This is a genomic window from Klebsiella sp. KE9456 (genome assembly GCF_043832615.1).
In the GTDB taxonomy this organism is placed as follows: Bacteria; Pseudomonadota; Gammaproteobacteria; order Enterobacterales; family Enterobacteriaceae; genus Klebsiella; species Klebsiella indica.
On sequence record NZ_JBDYQK010000013.1, the window covers coordinates 1 to 25,498 of the forward strand.

General features: G+C 55.2%; 14 protein-coding genes, 2 other RNA genes and 1 pseudogene. All 17 read left to right on the plus strand.

The window, feature by feature from the left end:
- The first annotated feature begins 24 nt into the window (after positions 1 to 24).
- The 17 genes and pseudogenes from ABK821_RS14540 (at position 25) to ABK821_RS14620 (ending at position 25,384) form a co-directional block, all read left to right on the plus strand.
- Positions 25 to 158: non-coding RNA, RtT sRNA (locus tag ABK821_RS14540), on the plus strand.
- A 33-nt stretch (positions 159 to 191) separates the two neighbouring features.
- Positions 192 to 325, plus strand: a non-coding RNA gene (locus ABK821_RS14545) — RtT sRNA.
- Between the two features lie 1,005 nt (positions 326 to 1,330).
- A complete protein-coding gene (dppA, locus tag ABK821_RS14550; RefSeq protein WP_138359526.1) occupies positions 1,331 to 2,938 on the plus strand; it encodes a dipeptide ABC transporter periplasmic-binding protein DppA in 1,608 nt (535 codons plus the stop codon).
- Positions 2,939 to 3,132: 194 nt separating this feature from the next.
- Complete coding sequence (gene dppB / locus ABK821_RS14555) at positions 3,133 to 4,152, plus strand: dipeptide ABC transporter permease DppB (RefSeq protein WP_138359524.1); 1,020 nt, start codon at positions 3,133 to 3,135, stop codon at positions 4,150 to 4,152.
- A 9-nt stretch (positions 4,153 to 4,161) separates the two neighbouring features.
- Positions 4,162 to 5,064 carry a dipeptide ABC transporter permease DppC gene (dppC, locus tag ABK821_RS14560; RefSeq protein WP_138359522.1) on the plus strand — a complete coding sequence of 301 codons (903 nt, stop codon included), beginning with the start codon at positions 4,162 to 4,164 and terminating at the stop codon, positions 5,062 to 5,064.
- A 10-nt stretch (positions 5,065 to 5,074) separates the two neighbouring features.
- Positions 5,075 to 6,058 carry a dipeptide ABC transporter ATP-binding protein gene (dppD, locus tag ABK821_RS14565; RefSeq protein WP_138359520.1) on the plus strand — a complete coding sequence of 328 codons (984 nt, stop codon included), beginning with the start codon at positions 5,075 to 5,077 and terminating at the stop codon, positions 6,056 to 6,058.
- On the plus strand, positions 6,055 to 7,068 hold the full coding sequence (gene dppF, locus ABK821_RS14570; RefSeq protein WP_138359518.1) for a dipeptide ABC transporter ATP-binding subunit DppF: 1,014 nt from the start codon (positions 6,055 to 6,057) through the stop codon (positions 7,066 to 7,068). The genes dppD and dppF overlap by 4 nt, the downstream gene beginning before the upstream one ends.
- Positions 7,069 to 8,138: 1,070 nt before the next feature.
- Positions 8,139 to 8,720 carry a cellulose biosynthesis protein BcsO gene (gene bcsO / locus ABK821_RS14575; protein ID WP_343178100.1) on the plus strand — a complete coding sequence of 194 codons (582 nt, stop codon included), beginning with the start codon at positions 8,139 to 8,141 and terminating at the stop codon, positions 8,718 to 8,720.
- A gap of 1 nt (position 8,721) precedes the next feature.
- Positions 8,722 to 9,514: pseudogene (locus tag ABK821_RS14580) on the plus strand (cellulose synthase operon protein YhjQ/BcsQ).
- A 20-nt stretch (positions 9,515 to 9,534) separates the two neighbouring features.
- Positions 9,535 to 11,643, plus strand: coding sequence for a UDP-forming cellulose synthase catalytic subunit (gene bcsA / locus ABK821_RS14585; protein WP_343178099.1), 2,109 nt, complete (start codon positions 9,535 to 9,537; stop codon positions 11,641 to 11,643).
- The gene (bcsB, locus tag ABK821_RS14590) at positions 11,640 to 14,030 is read left to right on the plus strand and encodes a cellulose biosynthesis cyclic di-GMP-binding regulatory protein BcsB (protein WP_343178098.1); all 2,391 of its coding nucleotides are present in this window, start codon (positions 11,640 to 11,642) and stop codon (positions 14,028 to 14,030) included. Before bcsA ends, bcsB begins: the two co-directional genes overlap by 4 nt.
- A complete protein-coding gene (locus ABK821_RS14595) occupies positions 14,027 to 18,064 on the plus strand; it encodes a cellulose synthase subunit BcsC-related outer membrane protein (RefSeq protein ID WP_395033974.1) in 4,038 nt (1,345 codons plus the stop codon). The genes bcsB and ABK821_RS14595 overlap by 4 nt, the downstream gene beginning before the upstream one ends.
- Positions 18,064 to 18,540 carry a cellulose biosynthesis protein BcsD gene (gene bcsD / locus ABK821_RS14600; protein ID WP_185929293.1) on the plus strand — a complete coding sequence of 159 codons (477 nt, stop codon included), beginning with the start codon at positions 18,064 to 18,066 and terminating at the stop codon, positions 18,538 to 18,540. The genes ABK821_RS14595 and bcsD overlap by 1 nt, the downstream gene beginning before the upstream one ends.
- 11 nt (positions 18,541 to 18,551) lie before the next feature.
- Positions 18,552 to 19,550 (plus strand): glycosyl hydrolase family 8, encoded by a 999-nt coding sequence (locus ABK821_RS14605; protein ID WP_343178096.1) that lies wholly within the window; start codon positions 18,552 to 18,554, stop codon positions 19,548 to 19,550.
- A gap of 545 nt (positions 19,551 to 20,095) precedes the next feature.
- On the plus strand, positions 20,096 to 22,093 hold the full coding sequence (locus ABK821_RS14610) for a sensor domain-containing phosphodiesterase (RefSeq protein WP_343178095.1): 1,998 nt from the start codon (positions 20,096 to 20,098) through the stop codon (positions 22,091 to 22,093).
- Positions 22,094 to 22,247: 154 nt separating this feature from the next.
- The gene (locus ABK821_RS14615) at positions 22,248 to 23,534 is read left to right on the plus strand and encodes a dicarboxylate/amino acid:cation symporter (protein WP_138359500.1); all 1,287 of its coding nucleotides are present in this window, start codon (positions 22,248 to 22,250) and stop codon (positions 23,532 to 23,534) included.
- Between the two features lie 344 nt (positions 23,535 to 23,878).
- Positions 23,879 to 25,384 carry a pitrilysin family protein gene (locus ABK821_RS14620; RefSeq protein ID WP_138359498.1) on the plus strand — a complete coding sequence of 502 codons (1,506 nt, stop codon included), beginning with the start codon at positions 23,879 to 23,881 and terminating at the stop codon, positions 25,382 to 25,384.
- Positions 25,385 to 25,498 lie beyond the last annotated feature (114 nt).

A 25,498-nucleotide genomic window follows, 5' to 3' on the forward strand; every position in this document is an offset into this window, starting at 1 on the left:
AGCCTGCTCAACGAGCAGGCTTTTTTGCATCTGTAGTCAACGAGGATGAGAACCTCCGGGGGCAGGAGGTTCGACCCGAGCGAAGCGAGAGAACGTTGCGTCAGCAACGGCCCGCAGGGCGAGCCACACAGTGGCGAGTTATCCTCTATCAGCGACCAGATTCGAAAAGCCTGCTCAACGAGCAGGCTTTTTTGCATCTGTAGTCAACGAGGATGAGAACCTCCGGGGGCAGGAGGTTCGACCCGAGCGAAGCGAGAGAACGTTGCGTCAGCAACGGCCCGCAGGGCGAGCCACGCAGTGGCGAGTTATCCTCTATCACCGACCAGATTCGAAAAGCCTGCTCAACGAGCAGGCTTTTCAGATTGCTGACAAAGTGCGTTTTTCCGGAATTGCCCGGCGGCGCTTCGCTTGCGCGGGCCTACGAAAAACCCATAACATGATGATATTATTGGTTTTACATGCCAGGTAAGGCGATAGCCGCCACCCGGCAGAAATGCGAGCACAATATCTAAATCAGGTTTGTCATCAGCCTCAAAAGCCTGCTCAACGAGCAGGCTTTTTTGCGTCCGTCGCCGTGCAAATCCGGAAAACGGTGCCCGGGGAGTCAATTCCTGGGTCGTGGCGTAAATGCTTCACTCCGTCTGGAGCCTCTCCCGAGCAGGCATATCGCGCTACTTCCAGAGGATGCCAGGCAGAGAAAGGGAGCAAATGTCTCAAAACCCCATCGACGACGGCTTTTTGCCATTTGCTCACGATTTTGTGACATCTTCCATTGTATTTTTTTATATATATACCGATCTTTTTTCGCGAAGCTTATGGATAACTTCAGCATTTTCCGCTGTGCGTTTTAACGTTCACGCTATTTATCGCTCACATATTGGTCACATCGCAAGAAATTTTTACCATTTTCCATAATTGCTTATCACTGCCTGTAGAAAAATATAAAGGTATTTATTCTGGGTTTATGCTGATAGCACAAATTTCTCTGCTGGGAATGACGCTATGAACTTTTTTTAATCTTTGTCTGCTGATTCTCACCCCGGATATAAAACCATGTTGGATGTATTGACGTTTCCCCATTCTGTTGACAGATTGTAGGGCATGAGGGGCATTTCATGGAGAATCCGTACTGCAACTCAGTCGTTTTTGTGAAAGGAATCCCCATCTCTCTCAACGCCTTCGGGCACCACCGACTGGACCGGGTATATTCTCATCGTTCTCGTTGCGGGACGGCGCCAGATTTGACGCTCCGCAGTCAGAAATATGACGAATAAAAATAAATAAAGGTCTGGCGGATATATGCAAACAACATCACATTTGGAGCAGAATAATGAGTATTTCCTTGAAAAAATCAGGGATGCTGAAGCTTGGTCTCAGCCTGGTGGCCATGACCGTTGCCGCAAGCGTACAAGCGAAAACCCTGGTTTATTGTTCTGAAGGTTCGCCGGAAGGCTTTAACCCACAGCTATTTACCTCAGGTACCACCTATGATGCCAGTTCAGTGCCGATTTATAATCGACTGGTCGAGTTTAAAACCGGTACGACGGAAGTTATTCCTGGCCTGGCGGAGAAGTGGGACGTTAGCGCAGATGGCAAAACCTATACTTTCCATTTGCGTAAAGGTGTGAAGTGGCAGAGCAGTAAGGATTTTAAACCGACCCGCACGATGAACGCCGACGACATTGTCTTCTCATTCGACAGACAAAAAAACCCAAAAAATCCATATCATCAGGTGTCTGGCGGCAGCTATGAATACTTCGAAGGGATGGGCTTACCGGACCTGATTAGCGAAGTGAAGAAAGTGGACGATTATACCGTCCAGTTCGTACTGACCCGCCCGGAGTCACCGTTCCTCGCTGACCTCGCCATGGACTTCGCCTCGATTCTGTCGAAAGAGTACGCCGATAACATGCTGAAAGCCGGTACGCCGGAAAAAGTGGACCTGAACCCCATCGGGACTGGCCCATTCCAGCTGGTGCAGTACCAGAAAGACTCCCGTATTCTCTACAAAGCTTTCCCAGGCTACTGGGGTACTAAGCCGAAGATTGACCGTCTGGTCTTCTCAATTACCCCTGATGCTTCCGTGCGCTACGCTAAGCTGCAAAAAAATGAATGCCAGATCATGCCGTATCCGAACCCGGCAGATATTGCGCGCATGAAAGAAGACAAAAACATCACCTTGATGGAACAGCCTGGCCTGAACGTAGGCTATCTCTCTTTCAATACTGAGAAGAAACCGCTGGATGATGTGAGGGTTCGTCAGGCGCTGACCTATGCCGTCAATAAAGAAGCGATTATCAAAGCCGTTTACCAGGGCGCGGGCCAGGCTGCGAAGAACCTGATCCCGCCGACCATGTGGGGCTATAACAACGATGTTAAAGACTACACCTACGATCCAGAGAAAGCGAAAGCGCTGCTGAAAGAAGCGGGCCTGGAAAAAGGCTTCAGTATTGACCTGTGGGCGATGCCGGTGCAGCGTCCGTACAACCCGAACGCACGCCGTATGGCTGAGATGATTCAGGCTGACTGGGCAAAAGTTGGCGTCAAAGCTAAGATCGTCACCTACGAGTGGGGCGAATACCTGAAACGCGCGAAAGCGGGCGAGCATCAGACCGTGATGATGGGCTGGACCGGTGACAATGGGGACCCGGATAACTTCTTCGCGACCCTGTTCAGCTGCGCTGCGGCAAAAGACGGTTCTAACTACTCCCGCTGGTGCTACAAGCCGTTTGAAGACCTGATTCAACCGGCCCGCGCTACCGACGACCACAACAAACGCGTTGAGCTGTACAAACAGGCTCAGGTGGTGATGCATGACCAGGCCCCGGCATTGATCATTGCTCACTCCACCGTGTATGAGCCTGTACGTAAAGAGGTCAAAGGCTATGTGGTTGATCCACTGGGTAAACACCACTTCGATAACGTCTCTATTGAATAATTAAAAGTCAGGGGTGCTTTGACACCCCATGCCTGCGGCGCCGCGCTTACCCGGTCCTACCGTAACAGGCCGGACTGGCGCGGCGCCATCTGGCGTAATGCTTTACCCCGCAGTGGTGTATGCGTGGGATAAAATCTGTGAGCAATACAGACGTCCTGTCACCAGACGGGCCGTCACTAAAGAGAATCCGGGTTATGTTGCAGTTCATTCTCCGACGTTTGGGACTTGTCATCCCGACATTTATCGGTATTACCCTTCTCACTTTTGCCTTCGTTCATATGATCCCCGGCGATCCGGTGATGATTATGGCGGGTGAACGTGGTATTTCCCCTGAACGTCACGCACAGCTACTGGCCGAAATGGGCCTTAATAAGCCGCTGTGGCAACAGTACGTTCACTATATTTGGGGTGTGATGCACGGTGATTTAGGCATCTCGCTGAAAAGCCGTATTCCCGTATGGGATGAGTTCGTTCCGCGCTTTAAGGCGACGATGGAACTGGGCATTTGCGCAATGATTTTCGCCGTCATCGTCGGGATCCCGGTGGGCGTGTTGGCGGCGGTCAAACGCGGTTCTATCTTCGACCACGCCTCAGTCGGCCTCGCGCTGACCGGTTACTCCATGCCTATCTTCTGGTGGGGCATGATGCTGATTATGCTGGTTTCGGTACAGCTCAATCTGACGCCGGTCTCCGGGCGCATCAGCGATACCGTTTTCCTTGACGATACCCTGCCGCTAACCGGCTTTATGCTGATTGATACCGCGATTTGGGGGGAGCCGGGGGACTTTATCGATGCGCTGATGCACATGATCCTGCCGGCGGTGGTGCTGGGCACTATCCCGCTGGCGGTGATTGTACGAATGACCCGTTCATCAATGCTGGAAGTGTTGGGTGAGGATTATATCCGCACCGCGCGTGCGAAAGGTCTGACGCGTATGCGGGTGATTGTCGTTCATGCGCTACGTAACGCAATGTTGCCGGTGGTTACGGTGATTGGGTTGCAGGTTGGTACGCTGCTGGCGGGGGCTATCCTGACAGAAACGATCTTCTCCTGGCCGGGACTCGGTCGCTGGCTGATTGACGCGCTGCAGCGCCGCGACTATCCGGTGGTGCAGGGCGGGGTACTGCTGGTGGCAACGATGATTATTCTCGTCAACCTGCTGGTCGATCTGTTGTATGGCGTGGTGAACCCGCGTATCCGGCATAAGAAGTAAGGGGCCATCATGTCACACGTTACTGAAAATAAAATTGTCGCCGCACCGGTGCCGATGACCCCTCTGCAGGAGTTCTGGCACTATTTTAAACGCAACAAAGGCGCCGTCATTGGGCTGGTCTACGTCATGGCGATGATCATTATTGCCGTGTTTGCCAACGTCATTGCGCCCTATAACCCGGCGGATCAGTTCCGCGATACATTGCTGGCGCCGCCGTTCTGGCAGGACGGTGGGAGTATGTCGCATCTGCTCGGCACCGATGATGTTGGCCGCGATATCCTGTCGCGCCTGATGTACGGCGCGCGCCTGTCTCTGTTGGTTGGTTGTCTGGTCGTGGTGCTATCGCTGATTCTTGGCGTGGTGCTCGGCCTGGTGGCCGGCTATTTCGGCGGCGTCGTTGACGCCATCATCATGCGCATCGTTGATATCATGCTGGCGTTGCCGAGCCTGCTGCTGGCGCTGGTGCTGGTGGCCATCTTCGGTCCCTCTATTGTGAATGCTTCGCTGGCGCTGACGTTTGTCGCTTTGCCGCACTACGTGCGTCTGACGCGCGCGGCGGTACTGGTGGAGGTGAGCCGCGATTACGTGACCGCGTCGCGGGTGGCGGGCGCGGGGGCGATGCGCCAGATGTTCATCAACATTCTTCCTAACTGCCTTGCGCCGCTGATCGTTCAGGCGTCGCTGGGCTTCTCTAACGCCATTCTCGATATGGCCGCTCTTGGCTTCCTTGGCATGGGTGCGCAGCCGCCGACGCCGGAGTGGGGCACCATGCTCTCCGACGTGTTGCAGTTCGCGCAGAGCGCCTGGTGGGTCGTGACCTTTCCGGGGATTGCGATCCTGCTGACGGTGCTGGCATTTAACCTGATGGGTGACGGTCTGCGTGACGCGCTCGATCCCAAACTGAAGCAGTAAGAGGTTCGAGATGGCGTTATTAAATGTAAATAAACTATCGGTGCACTTCGGTGACGAAGGGACGCCGTTCCGCGCCGTAGACCGCGTGAGTTACAGTGTCGATCAGGGGGAAGTGATCGGGATTGTCGGCGAGTCCGGCTCTGGGAAATCGGTCAGCTCGCTGGCGATTATGGGGCTGATTGATTTCCCGGGTCGCGTCATGGCGGAAAAACTGGCGTTTAACGGTCAGGACTTGCAGCGCATCTCTGAGAAAGAGCGTCGCAACCTGGTGGGGGCGGAAGTAGCGATGATCTTCCAGGACCCAATGACCAGCCTGAATCCGTGCTATACCGTTGGTTTCCAGATCATGGAAGCGATTAAGGTGCATCAGGGCGGCAATAAGAAAACCCGTCGGCAGCGGGCAATTGACCTGCTGACGCTGGTCGGTATTCCCGATCCGGCTTCCCGTCTTGATGTCTATCCGCACCAGTTGTCCGGCGGGATGAGTCAGCGCGTAATGATTGCGATGGCCATTGCCTGTCGGCCAAAGCTGCTGATTGCCGATGAACCCACGACGGCGCTGGATGTCACCATCCAGGCGCAAATCATCGAACTGCTGCTGGAACTGCAGCAGAAAGAGAACATGGCGCTGATCCTGATTACGCACGATCTGGCGCTGGTGGCGGAAGCGGCGCACAAAATCATCGTCATGTACGCCGGTCAGGTGGTGGAAACCGGCGATGCGAAAGACATTTTCCGCGCGCCGCGTCATCCGTACACTCAGGCGCTGCTACGGGCGTTGCCGGAGTTTGCTCAGGATAAAGCGCGTCTCGCTTCGCTGCCGGGGGTGGTGCCGGGAAAATATGATCGCCCGAATGGCTGCTTGCTTAACCCGCGTTGCCCCTATGCGACCGACAAATGTCGTAGTGAAGAACCTGAACTGAACTTGCTTAACGGCGGACGCCAGTCGAAATGCCACTACCCACTTGATGATGCCGGGAGGCCGGGGCTATGAGTATGCATGAGGCCACCACGCAACAGCCGCTGTTGCTGGCCACCGATTTGAAAAAACACTACCCTGTGAAGAAGGGGCTTTTCTCGCAGGAACGTCTGGTAAAAGCGCTGGATGGCGTCTCGTTCACCCTTGAGCGGGGTAAAACGCTGGCGGTTGTCGGTGAATCCGGCTGTGGGAAGTCAACGCTTGGCCGTCTGCTGACGATGATTGAAACCCCCACCAGCGGTGAGCTCTATTATCAGGGGCAGAACCTGCTTAAGCGCGATCCGCACGCGCAGAAACTGCGTCGGCAGAAAATCCAGATAGTGTTCCAGAACCCCTACGGTTCGTTGAATCCGCGAAAAAAAGTCGGGCAGATTCTCGAAGAACCGCTGCGGATCAATACGTCGCTGAGCCAGGCGCAGCGCCGTGAGAAAGCACTGGCGATGATGGCGAAGGTGGGCCTGAAAACGGAACACTATGACCGTTATCCGCATATGTTCTCAGGCGGGCAGCGTCAGCGTATCGCTATCGCCCGCGGTCTGATGCTGGACCCGGACGTGGTGATTGCCGATGAGCCGGTTTCCGCACTGGATGTGTCGGTACGTGCGCAGGTGCTGAATCTGATGATGGATTTGCAGCAGGAACTGGGGCTGTCTTACGTCTTTATCTCCCACGACCTGTCGGTCGTGGAGCACATCGCTGATGAAGTGATGGTGATGTATTTAGGCCGCTGCGTGGAGAAAGGGTCGAAGGATCAAATCTTTAATAATCCGCAGCATCCGTATACTCAGGCGCTATTGTCGGCGACACCGCGCCTGAACCCGGATGATCGCCGTGAGCGTATCAAGCTGACTGGCGAACTGCCGAGCCCGCTGAGCCCGCCGCCGGGCTGTGCGTTTAACGCCCGCTGTCGCCGCCGTTTCGGCCCATGTACCCAACTACAGCCGCAGTTGAAGGATTATAATGGTCAACTGGTGGCCTGTTTTGCGGTCGATCAGGATCTCAATGGAGAGAAGCCGCTGGCGTAATGCAGTCGGAGATAAAACTGGCGAACCGGACTGAATGCTGGTCAGGTTAGCCTGTTCAGTTGCGTTATCGGCTTTATTGGCGGTCAGACGAGGGCCGCTAATTCCGCGTTTGCTGCCCTGATTCCGCCTGAATGACGGTATGCGGGGACGCGGTAGCCGCAGTGGAGTCCGGGGGAGCAAAACCTCCCCGGGCTGTCCAGACGCTGCGGGTATGACGATAATTTACCCTGATTAAATATGGCGGATTAAGATCAAAAAATATTAAAATGAACGCGCTTTAGTATTCTGCAGGTGTGCATTACGCTTAATTTAAAAGTTTATCTATACCCTAAATAATTCGCGTTGCTTAAAGGCGGCAAGGGCGTGAGTCCCCAGGAGCATAGATAACGATGTGACTGGAGTGAGTGTAGCCAACGCATAAGCAACTTGAAGTATGACGGGTATATAAAATTATTGAGGATACGTCACGACGGTAGGTAAGTAACAATTCGTCGGCAACGAATTTTAACGGCTATCGGCTGACTTGCGCAGAGAGTTGGACTTCTGACAGGAATACTTGTTTGAAATCTGATTTATTCAACAAAGCCTGTCGGTAGTATAAAAACGCCCCTATGCTAATCGCCTGGCAGAGGGTACGCACGAGATAGACAACGCAGCCACCCAAAAAATGGGACTATGATTTTGAAAAAGAATTGATAGTGTAGCTGTATTATCGCGATGAAATGACACCCAGCCTGACTTATTCAAAACAATTAACCTCATATTAACGTTAGCGTAAGGTGGCGGACATAACGCCGGGTAAGGGTCTAAATAAACTCTTTATAAAACTCCCTGATGCATCAAAACGGCAACAGAGAGAGTGACTGACCGCAATGAGCGGCAAATCTGTCAGCAACGGATTCGCATGTCGCGAAGTGGCAACCAGTAACGATGCAGCGCAAGGATGGACCGGGTCCCTGGCCCGCCAACGACGTGGCGGTTTGCCAGAAAATGTCTCTATGCTTTAGCGGCGTTGAATGACAATTAAAACAGATTAAAAATATGATATATTTAAAATCATGAGGTTATCGATGAACCATTATGATGACTTACAGCGCTTCAAGGAAAAAACGCGAACACAGCGTTTACAATTCAAGGACCTTTCATCAGAAACCGCCGTTGGTGAAAAAGGGGATTGGGCTATCCTCAATCAGCTTATGCCCGTAACGGAAGAACCTACTTTAGCGATGGCTGAGACCGTTTCACTTCCCTCACCGCAGTTGGTTTCTGTCGATACGTTTACTCGCGTTGAAAGTCACCCCGTTCAGGCCGTACCTTCGCCATCGTTGGTTGCTCCGGTGGTAACGGCTCCTGAACCTGTCGCGGCATCAGCGCAGCCTGTTTCGGTGACGGAGACCTCCGAACCGGCTGCCGTTGAAACGGTTGTGCAGGAAAACGTCACGGCGCCTGAGCCTGTTACCCGGGCGGTGATGTCCCAACCGACACCGCCCCGCGAGCCTGCGCCCGCAATCAGATCTCGCCCGGCGATAACATCGACGACGGGAGGCTTCGCCCATCTCTTCGCGACGCAAACGGTGACCGCCGGGCCGGTAGCGAAAGGTAAAGATCAGCCTCTGAAATCACTCTTAGAAAGGATTGCAACATGCCGTTGATTTGTGTCTGTTCTCCGAAAGGCGGCGTAGGCAAAACGACCCTCGCGGCAAACCTGGCCTGGGCGTTGGCCAGAGCGGGGAGTAAAGTTCTGGCCCTTGATTTTGATGTGCAGAACGCTCTGCGTCTGCATTTTGGCGTTCCTCTTAGCGATGAACGCGGCTATGTGGCGAAAGCGCTGGAACTCCACGACTGGAGCCAGTGCGTACTGAGCGCCGGCAGTAATATTTTTGTCTTACCCTATGGTGAGGTGAGTCCGGCTCAGCGCGTGGCTTTTGATGAGCATTTGGTTCATGACGAGCACTTTCTGACGCGCGGCCTGGCTGCACTGCTCAATTATCCGGGGCTGATTATTATCGCCGATCTGCCGCCGGGCCCTTCCCCGGCGCTGACGGCGTTGACCCCCCTTGCGGATATGCATCTGATACCGCTGCTGGCGGATACCGCATCGATGTCCGTGCTGTCGCATGTCGAAAAACAGCGCCTGACCGGCGGCGAACTCAACGATAAGCACGGGCACTATTTTGTGATTAACCAGAGCGATAGCCGCCGTCAGGTGAGTCACGATGTCACCGCGTTAATGGAACAAAAGCTGGGTGACCATCTGCTGGGCATTATCCATCGCGATGAAAGCGTGGTGGAGGCAAATGCGTCCCAGAAATCGATTCTTGACTTTAATTCTTCCTCCGCAGCCGCCTTTGATATTGAAATTATCGCCAAAAAAATCTCTGCGCAGTTGGGTATTAATATTGGCGATGGCACGGTGTACAACCCGCCACGCAGGTCAGGACTTTAATTAAATCGCAGGGCGGCTGAATGAAAAAATCTCTTTTTTGGTTACTGGTACTGGTGCTTGCGCCCGTTGCTGCGCTGGTTGTGATCACGCCGATGGACAGCCAAAAGCAGTATATTTTTGGCCTGCTGAGTATCGGTATCCTCCTCATCATGGGGTTCAGCAAGAACCGCAGTGTCTCCGTCATTATGGTTGTGACATCGCTGCTCATGTCGACCCGTTATATGTATTTCCGTTTAACGCAGACCCTGCATTTTAACTCCACCATCGAAGCGATTCTGGGGATGGGGCTGTTTCTGGCGGAAGTGTATATCTGGGTGATGTTGCTGCTGAACTACCTGCAGACGGTCTGGCCGCTGAAGCGTGAAATCGTTCCGCTGCCGGATGATATGAGCACGTGGCCGACGGTCGATATCTACATTCCGAGCTATAACGAACCGCTTGAGGTGGTTCGCGATACCGTGCTGGCGGCACAATGTATTGATTATCCAGCAGATAAGTTAAAAATTTATCTGCTGGATGATGGTAAACGCAGCGATTTCGCCGTTTTTGCCGCCGATGTTGGGGTGGGGTATATCACCCGTAACGATAACAAACACGCCAAGGCGGGTAACCTGAATCATGCGATGACCCTGACCAACGGCGAACTCATTTGCGTTTTTGACTGCGACCATGTGGCGACCCGCGTGTTCCTGCAGGCGACGGTCGGCGGGTTCCTTAACGATCCGATGCTGGCGCTGGTGCAGACACCACACTACTTCTACTCGCCGGACCCCTTTGAGCGTAACCTCTCCGTTGGCCGCAATATCCCCAACGAAGGGATGCTGTTTTATGGCCCGATTCAGCAGGGTAACGACAACTGGAATGCGACCTTTTTTTGTGGATCCTGTGCCGTTATTCGCCGCACCGCGCTCGATCAGATTGGCGGTTTTGCGGTTGAAACGGTGACAGAAGATGCGCATACCGCGCTGAAGTTCCAGCGTCTGGGCTGGAAATCGGCGTTTCTCGATATTCCGCTGGCGGCGGGTCTGGCCACTGAACGCCTGGTCGTACACGTGATCCAGCGTACCCGCTGGGCGCGCGGGATGACGCAAATCTTCCGTCTCGATAATCCCTTATTGGGGCGCGGGCTGACGTTTCAGCAACGCCTCTGTTACCTCAGCGCCATGCTTTACTATCAGTTTGCTCTGCCGCGGGTGGTGTTTGTTACCGCGCCGCTGGCTTATCTGCTGTTTAACCTGAATATCATCTACTCTTCGGCGAGTCTGGTTGTTTCCTACGCGCTGCCGCATCTGTTCCTCGCGATTTATGTTGGATCGCGGATGAATGGTCGCTATCGCTACAGCTTCTGGGGGGAAATTTACGATATCGTACTGGCGTTCCATCTGGTGCTACCGACGCTGGTGACGATGATTTTCCCTAAGCGCGGGAAATTCAACGTCACCGATAAAGGCGGCTTGCTTGATGTCGGCTATTTTGATTTTACGGTCGTCAGGCCGCACCTGGTTGTTGCTGGTCTGCTGGGCCTGGGCGTGGTGGTGGGTATTGTCCGTGCCGTCGGCCACGATTACTTTGGATCGGACCCGTGGGTTATCGCGCTGAACGTTGGCTGGGGGATTTACAGCCTGATCTTCCTGCTGGCCGCTATCGCCGTCGCGCGGGAAAGTCGCCAGGTGCGCAAAACGATTCGTATTGATGTCGATATTCCGGTACTCATCCACTATACCAGCGGCATTGTCTCTCGTAGCCATACTGCCGACCTGTCAATGGGGGGATGCCGTGTTGTCGCGCCGGATAAGCGTCACCAGCAGGATGAGATTGAAGCGATTGAACTGCTCCTCCAGTCCGGGGCGATTGCGATTCCCGTTCGTCAGGTCACAGGCGACGATCGTTTTGTCCGCCTGCAGTTTGATGAACATATCCCGCTGTCCCGTCGCCGCGAACTGGTCCGTGTGGTACTGGCGCGCGCCGATGCGTGGATTAATCCGCCGCGTCCGCAGGACAATCCGTTCCGCTCTTTTGCTACCATTTTGCGCTGCGTATTTGATCTGTTCTGGCTGACATGGAAAACGCGCAGCCAGCGTCGCCAGCCACCTGCGGCGAAACCCGCGCGGGAGGATGGCGGCTTATGAAACGTTTAACGGCGCTTGCGCTGCTGGTTGGTCTGTTCGCTGTGCCTGCGTTGCATAGCGAGGAGACGCCTGTACATTCCTTATCGCAACTGAACTTCCCGTTACCTGATGCGGGGGGCGGCAGCGCGGCGGTTGCCGAATCGGCAGCGGAATCCAATTCAGCGGCCACGACCGAATCGACTTCGCTGCCGGCGATGCCGCCGCCGGTCATCTCTGACACACCCGATACGCTCCCCTTAACGCCGGTTGTCGGTGGTGATTTGAACCTGACGCAGATGGGCCGGCCGGACGGCATTATGCTGAGCGGCGGGCAAAATCAGGGAGGGGCCAGCTTTACGTTGCCCGCCGATCAGGTGGTCACTCATGCCCAACTGATGCTGGAGGTGAAGGTTTCGCCGGAGATGGCGACCCGCAACGCCACGCTGCAATTAATGCTGAATGGCCAGCCGCTTGGTACCTTACCGCTGGGGGCTGAGGGCAAGGACATTTCGCATTATCAGCTGGATATCCCGGCGGAGCTGATGGTTTCCAGCAACAACCTGAGCTTTAAAATTAACGACGGCGATGGCATGCAGTGTCGGCTGGATAACCATGATACGTCGCGGGTGACCATTTTGCCTGCCTCTCACTTTAGCTGGGAGAGTCAGCAGCTCAATATCAGTAATGATTTAAGCTATTTTCCGCGCCCGTTTTTCGACAGTATGCAGATGACCCCGGCGGATATCGCCATTGCCTATCCGCAGAACGCGACGGCGGATATCTTCAGCGCGGCGGCGCTGGTGTCGTCATGGTTGGGGATTCAGGCCGACTATCGCGGTATCGAGTTCGATGCCCTGCGCGATCGCCTGCCGGAGAAACATGGCATTATTATCGGCCATCCAGGCGAGCAGGTTGGGGGGCTGACGCTACCGCAAACCGACAAACCGTTGCTACAGGTTATTGAAAATCCGGGTAATCCCGCCTACAAGCTGCTGCTGATTGTTGGACGGAATGACGCCGCGCTGCGCATGGCCGCCTGGCGGCTGACGCGCGGCGATTTCGCCCCGCAGACTGCCAGTATGACGGTTGCGCCGCAGGCTATTCCGCTCGGCAAACCGTACGATGCGCCGCGCTGGATAGCCACCGATCGCCCGGTAAAACTCAGCGAACTGCTACGTAAAGATCAAAGTATGACCGTTAACGGCGTATGGCATGAGCCGCTACGTGTGGCCTTCCGCGCGGCGCCGGATCTCTATCTATGGGACGGCGAAACCATCCCTTTGCGGATTGGCTATCGCTTCCCGTCCGAGAGCTGGATTAATGAAGATAAGTCGTTGTTAAGCGTGACGCTCAACAACGCCTTCCTCAACAACCTGCCGATGAACAAGCAGGGGCCGCTGGAGAAGCTCTGGCGTTACCTGGGCGGCGATGCGCGCCAGGAGCGTTTTACTATTCCGCTGGCGCCGTATCTGATTTACGGCGATAACCAGCTTTCGCTCTATTTCAACCTGGTGCCGAAGGACAATGCTCCCTGTTCCGTATTGTTGAACAGCAATATCAAGAGCCGTCTCACCGACGATTCATGGATTGATTTGAGCAGTACGCGACACTTCTCTTTGTTACCGAACCTCTCTTATTTTGTTGGTGCGTCATTCCCCTTTTCGCGGTTAGCGGATTACTCGCAAACCACCCTGCTGCTGCCTGAGCATCCTTCCGAGACACAGGTGGCGACCCTGCTGAACCTGGCCGCGCGTTCAGGAAATTCAACCGGGGAAGCGCTGGCGAATAACCGGGTTGTATTAGGCATTCCTGATGGCGGCGCGAGTTTACAGTACCTGCGCGATCGCGATGTGCTGGCGGTGAGCTCCCTTGATCAAAAAGGGTTTAACCAGCGTCTGTTGGCCGACTCTCCCTATAACCCGGTCGATAATCTGCTTAGCGTACGCGAACCGACGCTGTGGGCAAAAATAGAGCGCAAGCTAAGCGGCGACTGGGCTTCGGACGGTATGGACGCTGACCGCTATCTATCCTCCCGAAGCGCCTGGCGCGGTTTTATCAGCTACCGGTCACCGTGGAATGCCCAACGACTGGTGGTGGTCGCGATGGCCAGTAATGACGATCAGCTGGCGAAACTGGAAAACGATCTTAATTCCGCGCGTATCAATGCCGGTATTCGCGGCGATACGGCAGTGATCACCAGTGAGAATGGCGTGCGCAGTTTTCAGGTCAGTACCCCATTCCCCAGCGGCCAGATGCCCTGGTACATGATGGCGGTGTGGTACGCCAACCAGCACTCCGGCCTGCTGGCGTTGCTGGGGCTGATCGCCACATCAATTCTGGGACTGGCGCTGACCGCCATGTTTAAACGTCATGCTCGTAAGCGTCTGGAGGCGGGGGATCGCCAATGAAAAGAGTGAGCAGAATGAATAACAAGGCCGTCCGCCAGATTTCCACGCTGTGCCTGTCCGGCGTGCTGACGCTCGGCGCGTTCAGTGAGGCTCGGGCGGCAGGTAACGATGCGGCGCTGCAGGCATTGTTTGCCCAGGCAAACTACTGGCATGAAAAATCCCACGACGAGCTGGCGATGGAGTCGCTGCAGAAAGTGTTGTCGGTGGATGCCGACAACACCCGGGCGCTATATCTGATGGCGCTGTGGGCGCAACAGGGAGGGGATCTCCAGGCGGCGGCCCAGTGGCGGGAGCGGCTGGCGAAAGTGGCGCCCGATAGTCCTGATTTACAGGAACTGGATAGCGCCAAAAAAATGGCGCAGGTGCCGCAGGGGCAACTGAATCTGGCAAGACAGCAGGCGCGAAGCGGCAATATTCCCGCTGCGCTGGCGACCTGGCGGAGCATGTTTAACGGCAACGTCCCGCCTTCCGGGCTGGCGGCGGAATACTACATGACGATGGCCAGCGACAAGTCGCTCTATCCGCAGGCCCTGAGTGAACTGCGTCAGTATGTTGCGCAGCATCCGCAGGAGAACGGAGCGCGCGTGGCATTGGGCAAGGTGCTGACCTGGCGCGAAGAGACCCGCCGGGAAGGGATTGCTATGCTGGAACCGATGGCCAGCGGCAGCAAAGAAGCCGACAGCGGGCTGCGGCAGGCACTGTTGTGGATGGGGCCGCAGGCGGGGGACGAGCCGTTTTATGATAACTGGATGCAGCGTCACCCGCAGGATAGCGAAGTGCAGAACTACTTCCGCGAACGGCGCAATGGCCAGGCGCGCGGCCAGGGATATGCCGATCTGAACAGCGGTAATATCCCCGCGGCGAAAAAACAATTTGAGCAGGTTCTGCAGGCCAACCCGCAGGATGCGGACGCGCTGGCCGGAATGGGCTATATCGCTCAGCGTAGCGGCGATTTTCAGGCGGCGTCTCAATATTTGAGTCGGGCGGCGGATCTCGGCGGCGATGCTGCGCAAACCCGGCGTCAGCAGGCGGCGGATGCGCTGTTTTATGGTCAGCTCGCGCAGGCGCAGCAGGCCTATAAACAGGGCAACATTAGCCAGGCGCTGGCGCTTTCCGCACCGCTGGCGCAGCAGAGCGGCACGCAGGGCGCGGCGGCGAAGCTCTTCCGCGCTGATGTATTGCGTCACAACAAAGATTTGCCGCAGGCCGAGCAAACGTTGCGGTCATTACTTAATGAACAGCCGCAAAATGGCCCGGCGCGGGAGAATCTCTATTACGTTCTGCGCGAACAAAATAAAACGGCGGAAGCGCAGGCGATGCTGCAAACGCTGCCGGAAAGCCTGCAGCAAAAGCTCCAGCCCAGGGCGATCGTCGGTAATCCGGGTGATTCTCTGCGCCGACAGGCTCAGGCGCAGTCCAGTAACGGCAACGTGGCGGGCGCTATCGCTACGCTGCGCCAGGGCGTCTCGCGCTATCCGGACGATGCCTGGATGCGCCTCGATTTAGCCCGACTGTTGCAAAAGTCCGGCGCTGGCGATGAGGCAAACTCGATTATGACCGCCGCCTGGCACCCTGGCGCCAACAGCGACTCGCTGTACGCCGCCGCCCTTTTTGCCAGTGATAACGGCGGCTGGCAGCAGGCGCAAACCCTGCTGGCGAGAATTCCCGCCGCCAGACAGACCAGCCAGATGCGCGAGTTGCGTCAGCGGGTAAACTACAATCTGCAACTGTCGATCGCGGAAAGTTATCTGGCGCAGGGGAATACCGTCGCCGCGTCCAATACGTTAAGGGCGATGGCCGGGACGCCGCCAGAAGCGCCGGCGGATGTCGGTAAACTGGCGCGACTGCTGGCCGAGAGCGGCGATATCAGCACGGCGGTATCGCTGGTGCGCAACAACATCAACCACGGTATTTCCGGTAATGCCGGAGATTATGCCGATCAGATAACCGTGCTCAATCAGGCGGGTCTGACTCAAGAAGCACAGCAACTGTTGACTAATCCGCAGTTACAGGCAAACAGTACGCCAACGCAACTGGCCAGTATTAGCAATGGTTACGTGATTAATGAAGCGGACCACCTGCGGGAACAGGGCAACTACGCGGCGGCGTACGACAAGCTGATGCGCGCGATGCAGAGCGATCCGCAAAACACAGACTTGATGTTCGCGATGGCGCGTCTCTATCAGAGCGGCAAAATGAACAAAGAAGCCGGGGTGGTGTACGACTATCTGATGACCCACGATACGCCGAATCAGGACGCGCGCAGCGGCGCCATTAATGTCGCGCTATCGGAGGGGGATAACGACCGGGCGGCACAACTGGCGAGCGGGCTGCGGCCGGATAATTCGCCGGACCGTTTACTGCTGCTGGCTCGCGTCGCCGACTCCCAGGGGGAGCACCAGCAGGCGATGACTTACCTGCGTAGCGCCCGCGGCAAGCTGTTGGGGCTGCAGAGCAGCAACAGTGCGCAAACGCCAACAGTCGACGGTTTGCTGGCGGCGGATAACCCGTTTATCGGCGTATCGCGCACAGCAACGGCGACGCGCTCGGGGCTAGCTATGCCATGGCAGGTTTCCCAGGTTTCGACTGGCGATGGCAGTACGTTGCCGGGGATCCTGCGTCCTGATTTGCCCGTTGAAACCGCGCAGGCTCGAACGTTGCGTCAGGTCGATACCATGATGGCGTCTCTGCAGGAAAAAACCGGGACCTGGCTACAGGGCGGCATGGAGATGCGCGGTCGCGATGGTGAATCCGGCACCAGTAAGCTGACGGAATTGAAAACCCCGTTGACCTGGTCTTCGTCGCCGTTCGGTGATTCACGTTTCGATTTCACCGTTACGCCAATTACCTTGAACGCCGGAACCGCAACCGGCGATGCCTGGCGGCGCTATGGCTCGAACCCGTTGTCGAATGCGGCCTCTAATATTATTTCCACCATTACCAGCGAGCAGAAAGCGATTGCGGCGATGACCGCTGATGAAAAGGCAACGTACTTTGCCAGTAACCCAGGCGCGGAGGATCTGAGCGGGATTGGTACCCTGGATCCGGCGGATTATAACCTGACCAACAGCAGCGTAATTAAGGAACTAGAGGGGCTGGTTAATTCTTATCCTGCAGCAGCGCAATATCTGGCGTCTTCTAACCTGAAGCCTGATGTCGATCAAGCCAGCGGCTCCACGAATGCGCAAAAAGCAAACGGCGTGGCGCTGGCGCTGGCGCTGAGCGGTGATGATTATCGCGTCGATATTGGCAGTACCCCGCTGGGACAAGACCTCAATACCCTGGTGGGCGGTGTGAAATGGTCGCCGAAGCTGACCAACTATCTGTCGTTAATTTTTACCGGCGAACGTCGTGCGATCACCGACAGCCTGCTCTCCTATGTCGGCCTACAGGATGCCTACTCCGGCAAAACCTGGGGCCAGGTGACGAAAAACGGCGGTACTTTGCAACTGAGCTATGACGATGGCGATGCCGGTTTTTACGTTGGCGGCGGGGGCTACAGCTACCTTGGGAAAAACGTCGCCAGCAACACCAGTATCAATGCCAATGCCGGGGTATATCTGCGGCCTTACCATGATGAGTATCGTCAACTGCAGGCCGGGTTGAGTATGAGCTACATGGATTATGCGAAAAACCTCAGCTACTTCACCTACGGACAGGGGGGCTACTTTAGCCCGCAGAACTACGTCAGCGTGTCGCTGCCGGTTAGTCTGATGGAGAAATATGATAACTGGACGATGAAGCTTGGTGGCTCGGTGGGCTATCAATCTTACAGTCAGGATAAGAGCGCCTATTTCCCGACCAATACCGAGTGGCAGCAGACCCTGGAAACCGCAGTGACCAACGGTTTCGCCAAAGAAGCCTACTATTCAGCCACGTCGAAGAGCGGCATTGGCTACACCCTGCGCGCCGGGGCGGATTACAAAGTTAACAAACAGATGACGCTTGGCGGACAGGTTGGCTATGATACTTTCGGCGATTATAACGAGAGCACCGCCAGCCTTTATATTCGCTACATGCTGGGAGACAACTGATCATGACGGATAATAATGAGGCTCTGGTCACCACCTGGTTTCAGCAGCAGCAAACGCCAGCCGGATGGTTCGATCTGTTGCTGATTATGGTAGATGGCATGGTCAGCAACGCCGGGGAACGGGAGAGCATTCCGTTTCTGCGACAGATGGGCGAAGCGCTGGCGGATGAGTATCCATTGCCGGAATCAGAAACAGTTGGCCAACTGGAAGCCAGTATTAATGCGCAGTTGAGGCGCTTTCAGTGGGGGCTGGTGAGTATTGAGGTTAGCGAGGATTGCCTGCGATTACGTCATCAGGCGTTGCCGGTCAGCCGCGATGAAGCGCGCCGTGTCCGCTGGTGTAATGCCTTCAGCGCCGTCCTTGAAGGGCTTTATTCCCGCTGGTTACAAGGACAGGGCGGCGGTGCGCATGTGATTTTACAGCGCGAGCGGATGTTTTCGGTTTCTGATGTCCAGTTTATCTATTTCCATCCATAACAGGGGAATTTATGTCCTTACGTGCTTTGGCTGCAGTCGTAATGGCGACGGTGATGATGCTTCCCCATGCGTGGGCCGATACGGCGTGGCAAAGTTACAAATCGCGTTTTCTGATGCCGGACGGGCGCATTATTGATACCGGAAACGGCAATGTTTCTCATACTGAAGGCCAGGGTTTTGCCATGTTGTTAGCGGTGGCCAATAACGATCGTCCGACGTTTGACAAACTCTGGCAATGGACCAATAAGACGCTGCGTAACAAAGATAATGGGCTGTTTTACTGGCGCTATAACCCGGTGGCGCCTAATCCGGTGGCGGATAAAAACAACGCAACCGATGGCGACACGATGATCGCCTGGGCGCTGTTGCGTGCGCAGCAGCAGTGGCAGGATAGCGCATACGGCACGGCATCCGATGCGATTACCAGCGCACTGCTGAAGTTCACGGTGGTCACGTTCGCCGGTCGTCAGGTGATGTTGCCGGGGGCAAAGGGGTTTTACTTTAACGATCACCTGAACCTGAATCCGTCCTATTTTATCTTTCCGGCATGGCAGGCCTTTGCGGCTCGCACGCATCTGACGGCCTGGCGAAAGCTACAGAGTGATGGTCAGGCGCTGCTGGAAAAAATGGCGTGGGGAAAATCTCAGCTACCCAGCGACTGGGTGGTGTTAAACGCAGATGGCAAGATGGAACCGGCAAAAGAGTGGCCAGCGCGGATGAGCTATGATGCGATTCGTATCCCGCTGTATGTCTCCTGGAGTGATCCGCAAAGTCGTTTGCTGACGCCGTGGAAAAACTGGTTCCAGAGCTATCCGCGTCTGCAAACGCCGGCATGGATTAACGTCAATACCGGTGAGGTCGCCCCCTGGTTTATGACCGGCGGGCTGCTGGCGGTACGTGATTTAACCCTCGGGGAAGCGCGGGGTGAACCTGAGATTACGGCTCAGGACGACTATTATTCCGCCAGTCTGAAACTGCTGGCGTGGCTGGCGAATAAAGACCGCCAGTGAGCGCCGGAATGCGTTTTGCTCCCTGCGTTATGCCAGGGGGCGGCTCCGCCGGAGCCAGTGAAATCAGTTAATCAGTGGCTCCGGCAAACTCGTTTTTAGCCCTGATTCAGCCTGAATAATTTCGGCTGGCGTCTGTTTTTATGTGCTTCAGCGTAATGCCGGGGGCATGGGGGCGCGAAACGGCCCCATGCCGTTCACAGGCTGCGGAGATAGCCAGTATCTACCTATTGACAGCGAACGGAACCGGCCACCGATCAAAACCACGCAAAACAAAAATAGACCATTTCGCCACTCCCCTTAAAAAAGACGCTCCCGCCGACCGGTGCAGATTAGCCTGAATTATGCGAGAGAGCGTCACTCCCCGACGCTCTTCGCGTATACTCGTCAGGCTTTGCCTTTTTTGGCAATACAGGCTGATTATTCCCTGATGGACTGGCCCCTGGCTACGGGCGTGAATGACCGATTTGAGTATATAATCAGCCTGAAAACGATCGGTGTGGATGGATCTATACCGAAAATGCGTTCAGTTTCAGTGGAGAACCCCGTTGCGCGTCAGCCGCTCACTTACAATTAAACAGATGGCGATGGTCGCGAGCGTATCCATGGCGTTCGTATTGGTCTTCTGTTCTATTTTGCTGTTCCACTTTGTTCAGCAGAGTCGCTTTACCACGGCCACGCAATTAGAAAGCATCGCGCGTTCCGTCCGCGAACCGCTATCAGCGGCGATCCTGAAAGCCGATATTCCGGAAGCGGAAACGATTCTGAGCAGCATTCAGCCCGCGGGTGTCGTCAGCCGGGCAGACGTTGTACTGCCTAATCAATTCCAGGCGTTGCGAATGCGCTTTATCCCGGAGCGTCCGGTCCCGGTAATGATCACCCGGATGTTCGAACTGCCAGTCCAGATTTCATTGCCGATCTACTCTCTTGAGCGGCCTGCGAATCCGCAGCCGCTGGCTTACCTGGTGCTACAGGCCGACTCCTGGCGGATGTACAAATTCGTGATGAGCGCACTCTCAACGTTAGTAACCGCTTACTTACTGTTGGTGCTGGTTCTGACGGTGGCGCTCACCTGGTGTATCAACCGTCTCATCGTGCGTCCGTTACGTAAAATCGCCCGCGAACTGAATGATGTGCCGCAGCAGGAGCGCCTCGGCCACCAGCTTACGCTACCGCGTTTACATCATGATGATGAACTTGGAATGCTGGTGCGCAGTTACAACCGTAATCAGCAGACTTTGCTGCGCCAGCATGATGAACTCTCTTTGCAATCGACCCGTTTCCCGGAGTCCGAGCTGCCCAATAAAGCTTTTTTGATGGCGATGCTGGAGCAGATAGTTGCCCGTTCTCAGGCTTCGGCACTGCTGATCATTGCCTGTGAAACGCTGCAGGATACCGCTGGCGTGCTGAAAGAGACGCAGCGCGAAATGCTGCTGCTGACTCTGGTGGAAAAGCTGCGCGCGATTATTCCTTCGCAAATGGTGCTGGCCCAGGTAAGCGGTTACGACTTTGCGATCCTGGCCTCCAGCATGGCTGAACCCTGGCAGGCGGTTACGCTAAGTAAGCAAGTACTTACTGTTATAAATGAGCGTTTACCGTTACACGGTATCCAGCTTCGCCCCTGCGCCAGCGTCGGTATCGCGATGTTTAACGGTGAAATCAGCGCCGAACAGCTCTATCGGCGGGCGTTTTCTGCCGCCGTAACCGCGCGTCGTAAAGGTAAAAACCAGATTGAGTTCTTTGATCCGCAGCAGATGGAGAAAGCGCAACGTCGGCTGAGAGAAGAGCATGATATTTTGACGGCGCTCGATAACCAGCAGTTTGCTATCTGGCTGCAACCTCAGGTAGATGCCCGTAGCGGTGAAGTGTGTGGCGCGAAAGTGCAGCTACGGCAGCGCCAGGCGAATGGCGACTGGTCGCTGCCGGGAGATCTGCTTGAGCGCATTGACGCCTGCGGGCTGACGGCTCCAGTCGGCTACTGGCTACTGGAAGAAGCCTGTCGACAGTTGGTCGCCTGGCAGAATCAGGGGATCATGCTGCCGCTGTCGGTTAATGCCTCGTTGCTGCATAGCGACAGCGAGGTGGAAATACTGGCGCTGCTTGCGCGCTACCGCGTTGTGCCGGATACCCTGGTGCTGGAAGTGACAGAAAGCCGTCGAATGGACGAGCCGCAGATGCTGATTTCCCGGCTGCGTCCGCTGCGTGAAGCAGGCGCGCGGATTACGCTGGATGATTTCGCTATGGGTTACGTGGGCCTGCGTCAACTGCAACATATCAAATCGTTGCCGGTGGACATGTTGAAAATCGATAAGACGTTGATCGATATGCTGCCGGATGACATCAGTCTGGTCCCGGCGATTATACAACTGGCTCGTGGCCTCAATCTGCGTATTGTTGCGGAGGGCGTTGAAACCCAGGCGCAGTATACCTGGCTGCAGGCGGCGGGGATCGATATTGCGCAGGGTGGGCTGTTTAGCGGCGCCATTCCGCCGGAAGCATTTATGACCCGCTTTTTACTGAATGATACCGGGGATGCAAATTTGTAACTGTATTGTTAGCTTGTGCGAGTCAGCTCAAATTTATTAACAATTCCGTTGCAAATGTGCACCTTGTTATTTCTGAAATGTTTCACGGGTGTTATTTTTAAGCCACAGACGCAGTACCCTTTCTTTGTCTGTGGTTATTCCCAAAGGACACCCTATGAAAACCTCTTTCTTTAAAAGCCTCTATTTCCAGGTTTTATCTGCCATAGCGATCGGTATTCTGCTGGGCCACTTTTACCCGGAACTGGGTACGCAGATGAAGCCTTTCGGCGATGCCTTCGTGAAGCTGATTAAAATGGTAATTGCTCCGGTTATCTTCTGTACCGTCGTGACAGGGATTGCCGGGATGGAAAGCATGAAGGCCGTCGGCCGCACCGGCGCGGTGGCGCTGCTCTATTTTGAAATCGTGAGTACCATTGCTCTGATTATCGGCCTGATCATTGTCAATCTGGTGCAACCCGGTGCCGGAATGCACGTTGATCCGGCGACGCTGGATGCGCACGCCGTGGCGGTTTATGCCGCGCAGGCGAAAGAACAGGGCATCGTGGCGTTCTTGCTCGATATTATCCCTGGCAGCGTGATTGGCGCTTTTGCCAGCGGCAATATTCTGCAGGTACTGATGTTCGCGGTACTGTTTGGTTTTGCGCTGCATCGTCTGGGCAGCAAAGGCCAACTGATTTTTAACGTGATTGAAAGCTTCTCGCAGGTCATCTTCGGCATTATCAATATGATTATGCGCCTGGCGCCGATTGGCGCGTTCGGGGCGATGGCTTTTACTATCGGTAAATACGGCGTCGGTACACTGGTACAGCTCGGTCAATTGATCGCCTGTTTCTACATTACCTGTATCCTGTTCGTGGTGCTGGTACTTGGCTCGATCGCCAAAGCAGCCGGCTTTAGCATCTTCAAGTTCATTCGTTATATTCGCGAAGAACTGCTGATTGTGCTGGGAACCTCTTCCTCTGAGTCGGCGCTGCCGCGCATGCTTGATAAGATGGAAAAACTGGGCTGCCGTAAGTCCGTGGTGGGGCTGGTGATCCCGACGGGGTACTCATTTAACCTTGATGGAACCTCAATCTATCTGACAATGGCGGCGGTGTTTATCGCGCAGGCGACCGATAGCCATATGGACATTTTCCATCAGGTTACCCTGCTGGTCGTGTTGCTGCTCTCCTCGAAAGGTGCGGCGGGAGTGACGGGCAGCGGTTTTATCGTGCTGGCGGCGACCATTTCCGCTGTTGGCCATCTGCCGGTGGCCGGTCTGGCGTTAATCCTTGGCATCGACCGCTTTATGTCCGAAGCGCGCGCACTGACCAATCTGGTGGGTAACGGCGTGGCGACCATTGTTGTCGCTAAATGGGTAAAAGAGCTGGACGCCAGACAGCTGGATGATGTCCTGAATAACCGCACTCCGGTACGCGAATCGCACGAATTATCCTCATAAATCCATCTGTTAGGCCCGTTCTCCTTGCTGGAGAACGGGCTCCTGCGCATAATTAGGGAGCGCTGTCGTTTGTACAGCGCGACTCTATACCTTAAATAATTCGAGTTGCAGGAAGGCGGCGAGGCAGTGAATCCCCGGGAGCGTACTCCAGTACGAGACTGGGGTGAACGAGGAAAGCCAACGCACATGCAACTTGAAGTATGACGGGTACAAATGTTTATTTAACGTCTACATGTGACATTTTCATCTTCGCGTGGTCTAACCGACGTACTTCACTTACCACATTTTTCGGCGGTCCGTCCGTGGGCTGCTGTTGTAACCAGGAATGTTGATCAGGGGTTCACATGCAGGGCACAAAAATTCGACTCTTAACCGGTGGGTTGCTGATGATGGCGGCAGCCGGTTATGTGCAGGCTGAAGCGCTCCAGCCGGACCCGGCCTGGCAACAAGGGGTGCTTGCAAATGGCTTTCAGTGGCAGGTGTTAGCGACCCCGCAACGTCCCAGCGATCGCGTCGAAATTCGCTTGTCCGTAAATATTGGCTCGTTGAGTGAGAGCACTCAGCAGAGCGGTTTTAGCCACTTTATCCCCCGTCTTGCGCTGACGCAAAGTGGTGCCCTGCCGACCATGCAGGCACGTTCGTTGTGGCAGCAGAGTATTGATCCAAACCGCCCTTTACCCCCCGCGATCGTCTCTTATGACTACAGTCTGTTTAACCTGAGCTTACCGAATAACCGTAACGATTTGCTGAAAGAGGCGTTGAGCTGGCTGGCAAATGCAAATGGTAAGCTGTCAATTACCCGGGAAACGGTCAATCACGCTTTGCAGAGCGAGGATATGGTGGCGACCTGGCCTGCGAATACCAAAGAAAGCTGGTGGCGCTATCGGCTGAAAGGTTCAACGATGCTGGCGCACGATCCGGCCGTGCCGCTGAAGCAACCGATTGATATTGCCAAATTAAAAGATTTCTATCACAAGTGGTATACGCCGGATGCCATGACGCTGATCGTCGTTGGTAACGTTGACAGTCGCAACGTCGCCGAGCAAATCAACAAAATCTTCGGTAGCCTGAAAGGCAAGCGCGAGACGCCAGCGGCGGTTCCTACGCTCTCGCCGCTACCGACAATGCCGGTCAGTATTATGACCGATGCGGTGCGCCAGGATAAGCTGTCACTGATGTGGGATGCGCCGTGGCAACCGATTCGCGACTCGGTTGCGCTCCAGCGTTACTGGCGCGATGATCTTGCGCGTGAAGCGCTGTTCTGGCACGTACAGCAGAATTTACGCAAAAGTAATATCAAGGACATCAACCTCAGTTTTGACTGTCGCGTTCTCTACTTGCGGGCGCAGTGTGCGATCAATATCGAATCGCCGGCCGAACGTCTGAATGCAAACTTAACGACCGTGGCGCGCGAACTGGCGAAAGTGCGCGATAACGGTCTGTCACAGGATGAGTTTGCTGCCCTGATTGCGCAGAAAAACCTTGAGTTGCAGAAGCTGTTCGCCACCTATGCGCGCACCGATACGTATATCCTGATCAGTCAGCGGATGCGTTCGTTGCAAAACCAGGTGGTGGATATTGCGCCTGAGCAGTATCAGAAGCTGCGCCAGGAGTTCCTTAACTCACTGACGGTTGACATGCTAAACCAGTACCTGCGTCAGCAACTGTCGCAGGATATGGCGCTGGTACTGCAGCAGCCGCAGAGCGAGCCGGAATACAACATAAAGGATCTCCAGGCGACGTGGGAGAAAGTGATGGCGCCTGTACCCGCCGCCGCGCCAGCGACTGAAGGCAGCAACGATGTCGCGGAAGGGAACAACGACGTGACGGATACCCCGCCAGCGCAGTAAGAAAAACCGGATAGCCATGCTATCCGGTGAGGCCGATAACAACGGTATCAGCCATTGGGCTTGCGTTTCAGCCGGGCGGCGGCTGGGGCTTTATCCGGCCAGGTAAATCAATAA

Excerpts from the sequence above, each read along its gene's own strand:
- ABK821_RS14605 (WP_343178096.1), top strand. The coding sequence starts at position 18,552 with ATGTCCTTACGTGCTTTGGCTGCAGTCGTAATGGCGACGGTGATGATG.
- dppF (WP_138359518.1), top strand. The coding sequence starts at position 6,055 with ATGAGTATGCATGAGGCCACCACGCAACAGCCGCTGTTGCTGGCCACC.
- ABK821_RS14615 (WP_138359500.1), top strand. The coding sequence starts at position 22,248 with ATGAAAACCTCTTTCTTTAAAAGCCTCTATTTCCAGGTTTTATCTGCC.
- bcsB (WP_343178098.1), top strand. The coding sequence starts at position 11,640 with ATGAAACGTTTAACGGCGCTTGCGCTGCTGGTTGGTCTGTTCGCTGTG.
- bcsO (WP_343178100.1), top strand. The coding sequence starts at position 8,139 with ATGAACCATTATGATGACTTACAGCGCTTCAAGGAAAAAACGCGAACA.
- dppB (WP_138359524.1), top strand. The coding sequence starts at position 3,133 with ATGTTGCAGTTCATTCTCCGACGTTTGGGACTTGTCATCCCGACATTT.
- bcsA (WP_343178099.1), top strand. The coding sequence starts at position 9,535 with ATGAAAAAATCTCTTTTTTGGTTACTGGTACTGGTGCTTGCGCCCGTT.
- ABK821_RS14620 (WP_138359498.1), top strand. The coding sequence starts at position 23,879 with ATGCAGGGCACAAAAATTCGACTCTTAACCGGTGGGTTGCTGATGATG.
- dppA (WP_138359526.1), top strand. The coding sequence starts at position 1,331 with ATGAGTATTTCCTTGAAAAAATCAGGGATGCTGAAGCTTGGTCTCAGC.
- dppC (WP_138359522.1), top strand. The coding sequence starts at position 4,162 with ATGTCACACGTTACTGAAAATAAAATTGTCGCCGCACCGGTGCCGATG.
- ABK821_RS14595 (WP_395033974.1), top strand. The coding sequence starts at position 14,027 with ATGAAAAGAGTGAGCAGAATGAATAACAAGGCCGTCCGCCAGATTTCC.
- dppD (WP_138359520.1), top strand. The coding sequence starts at position 5,075 with ATGGCGTTATTAAATGTAAATAAACTATCGGTGCACTTCGGTGACGAA.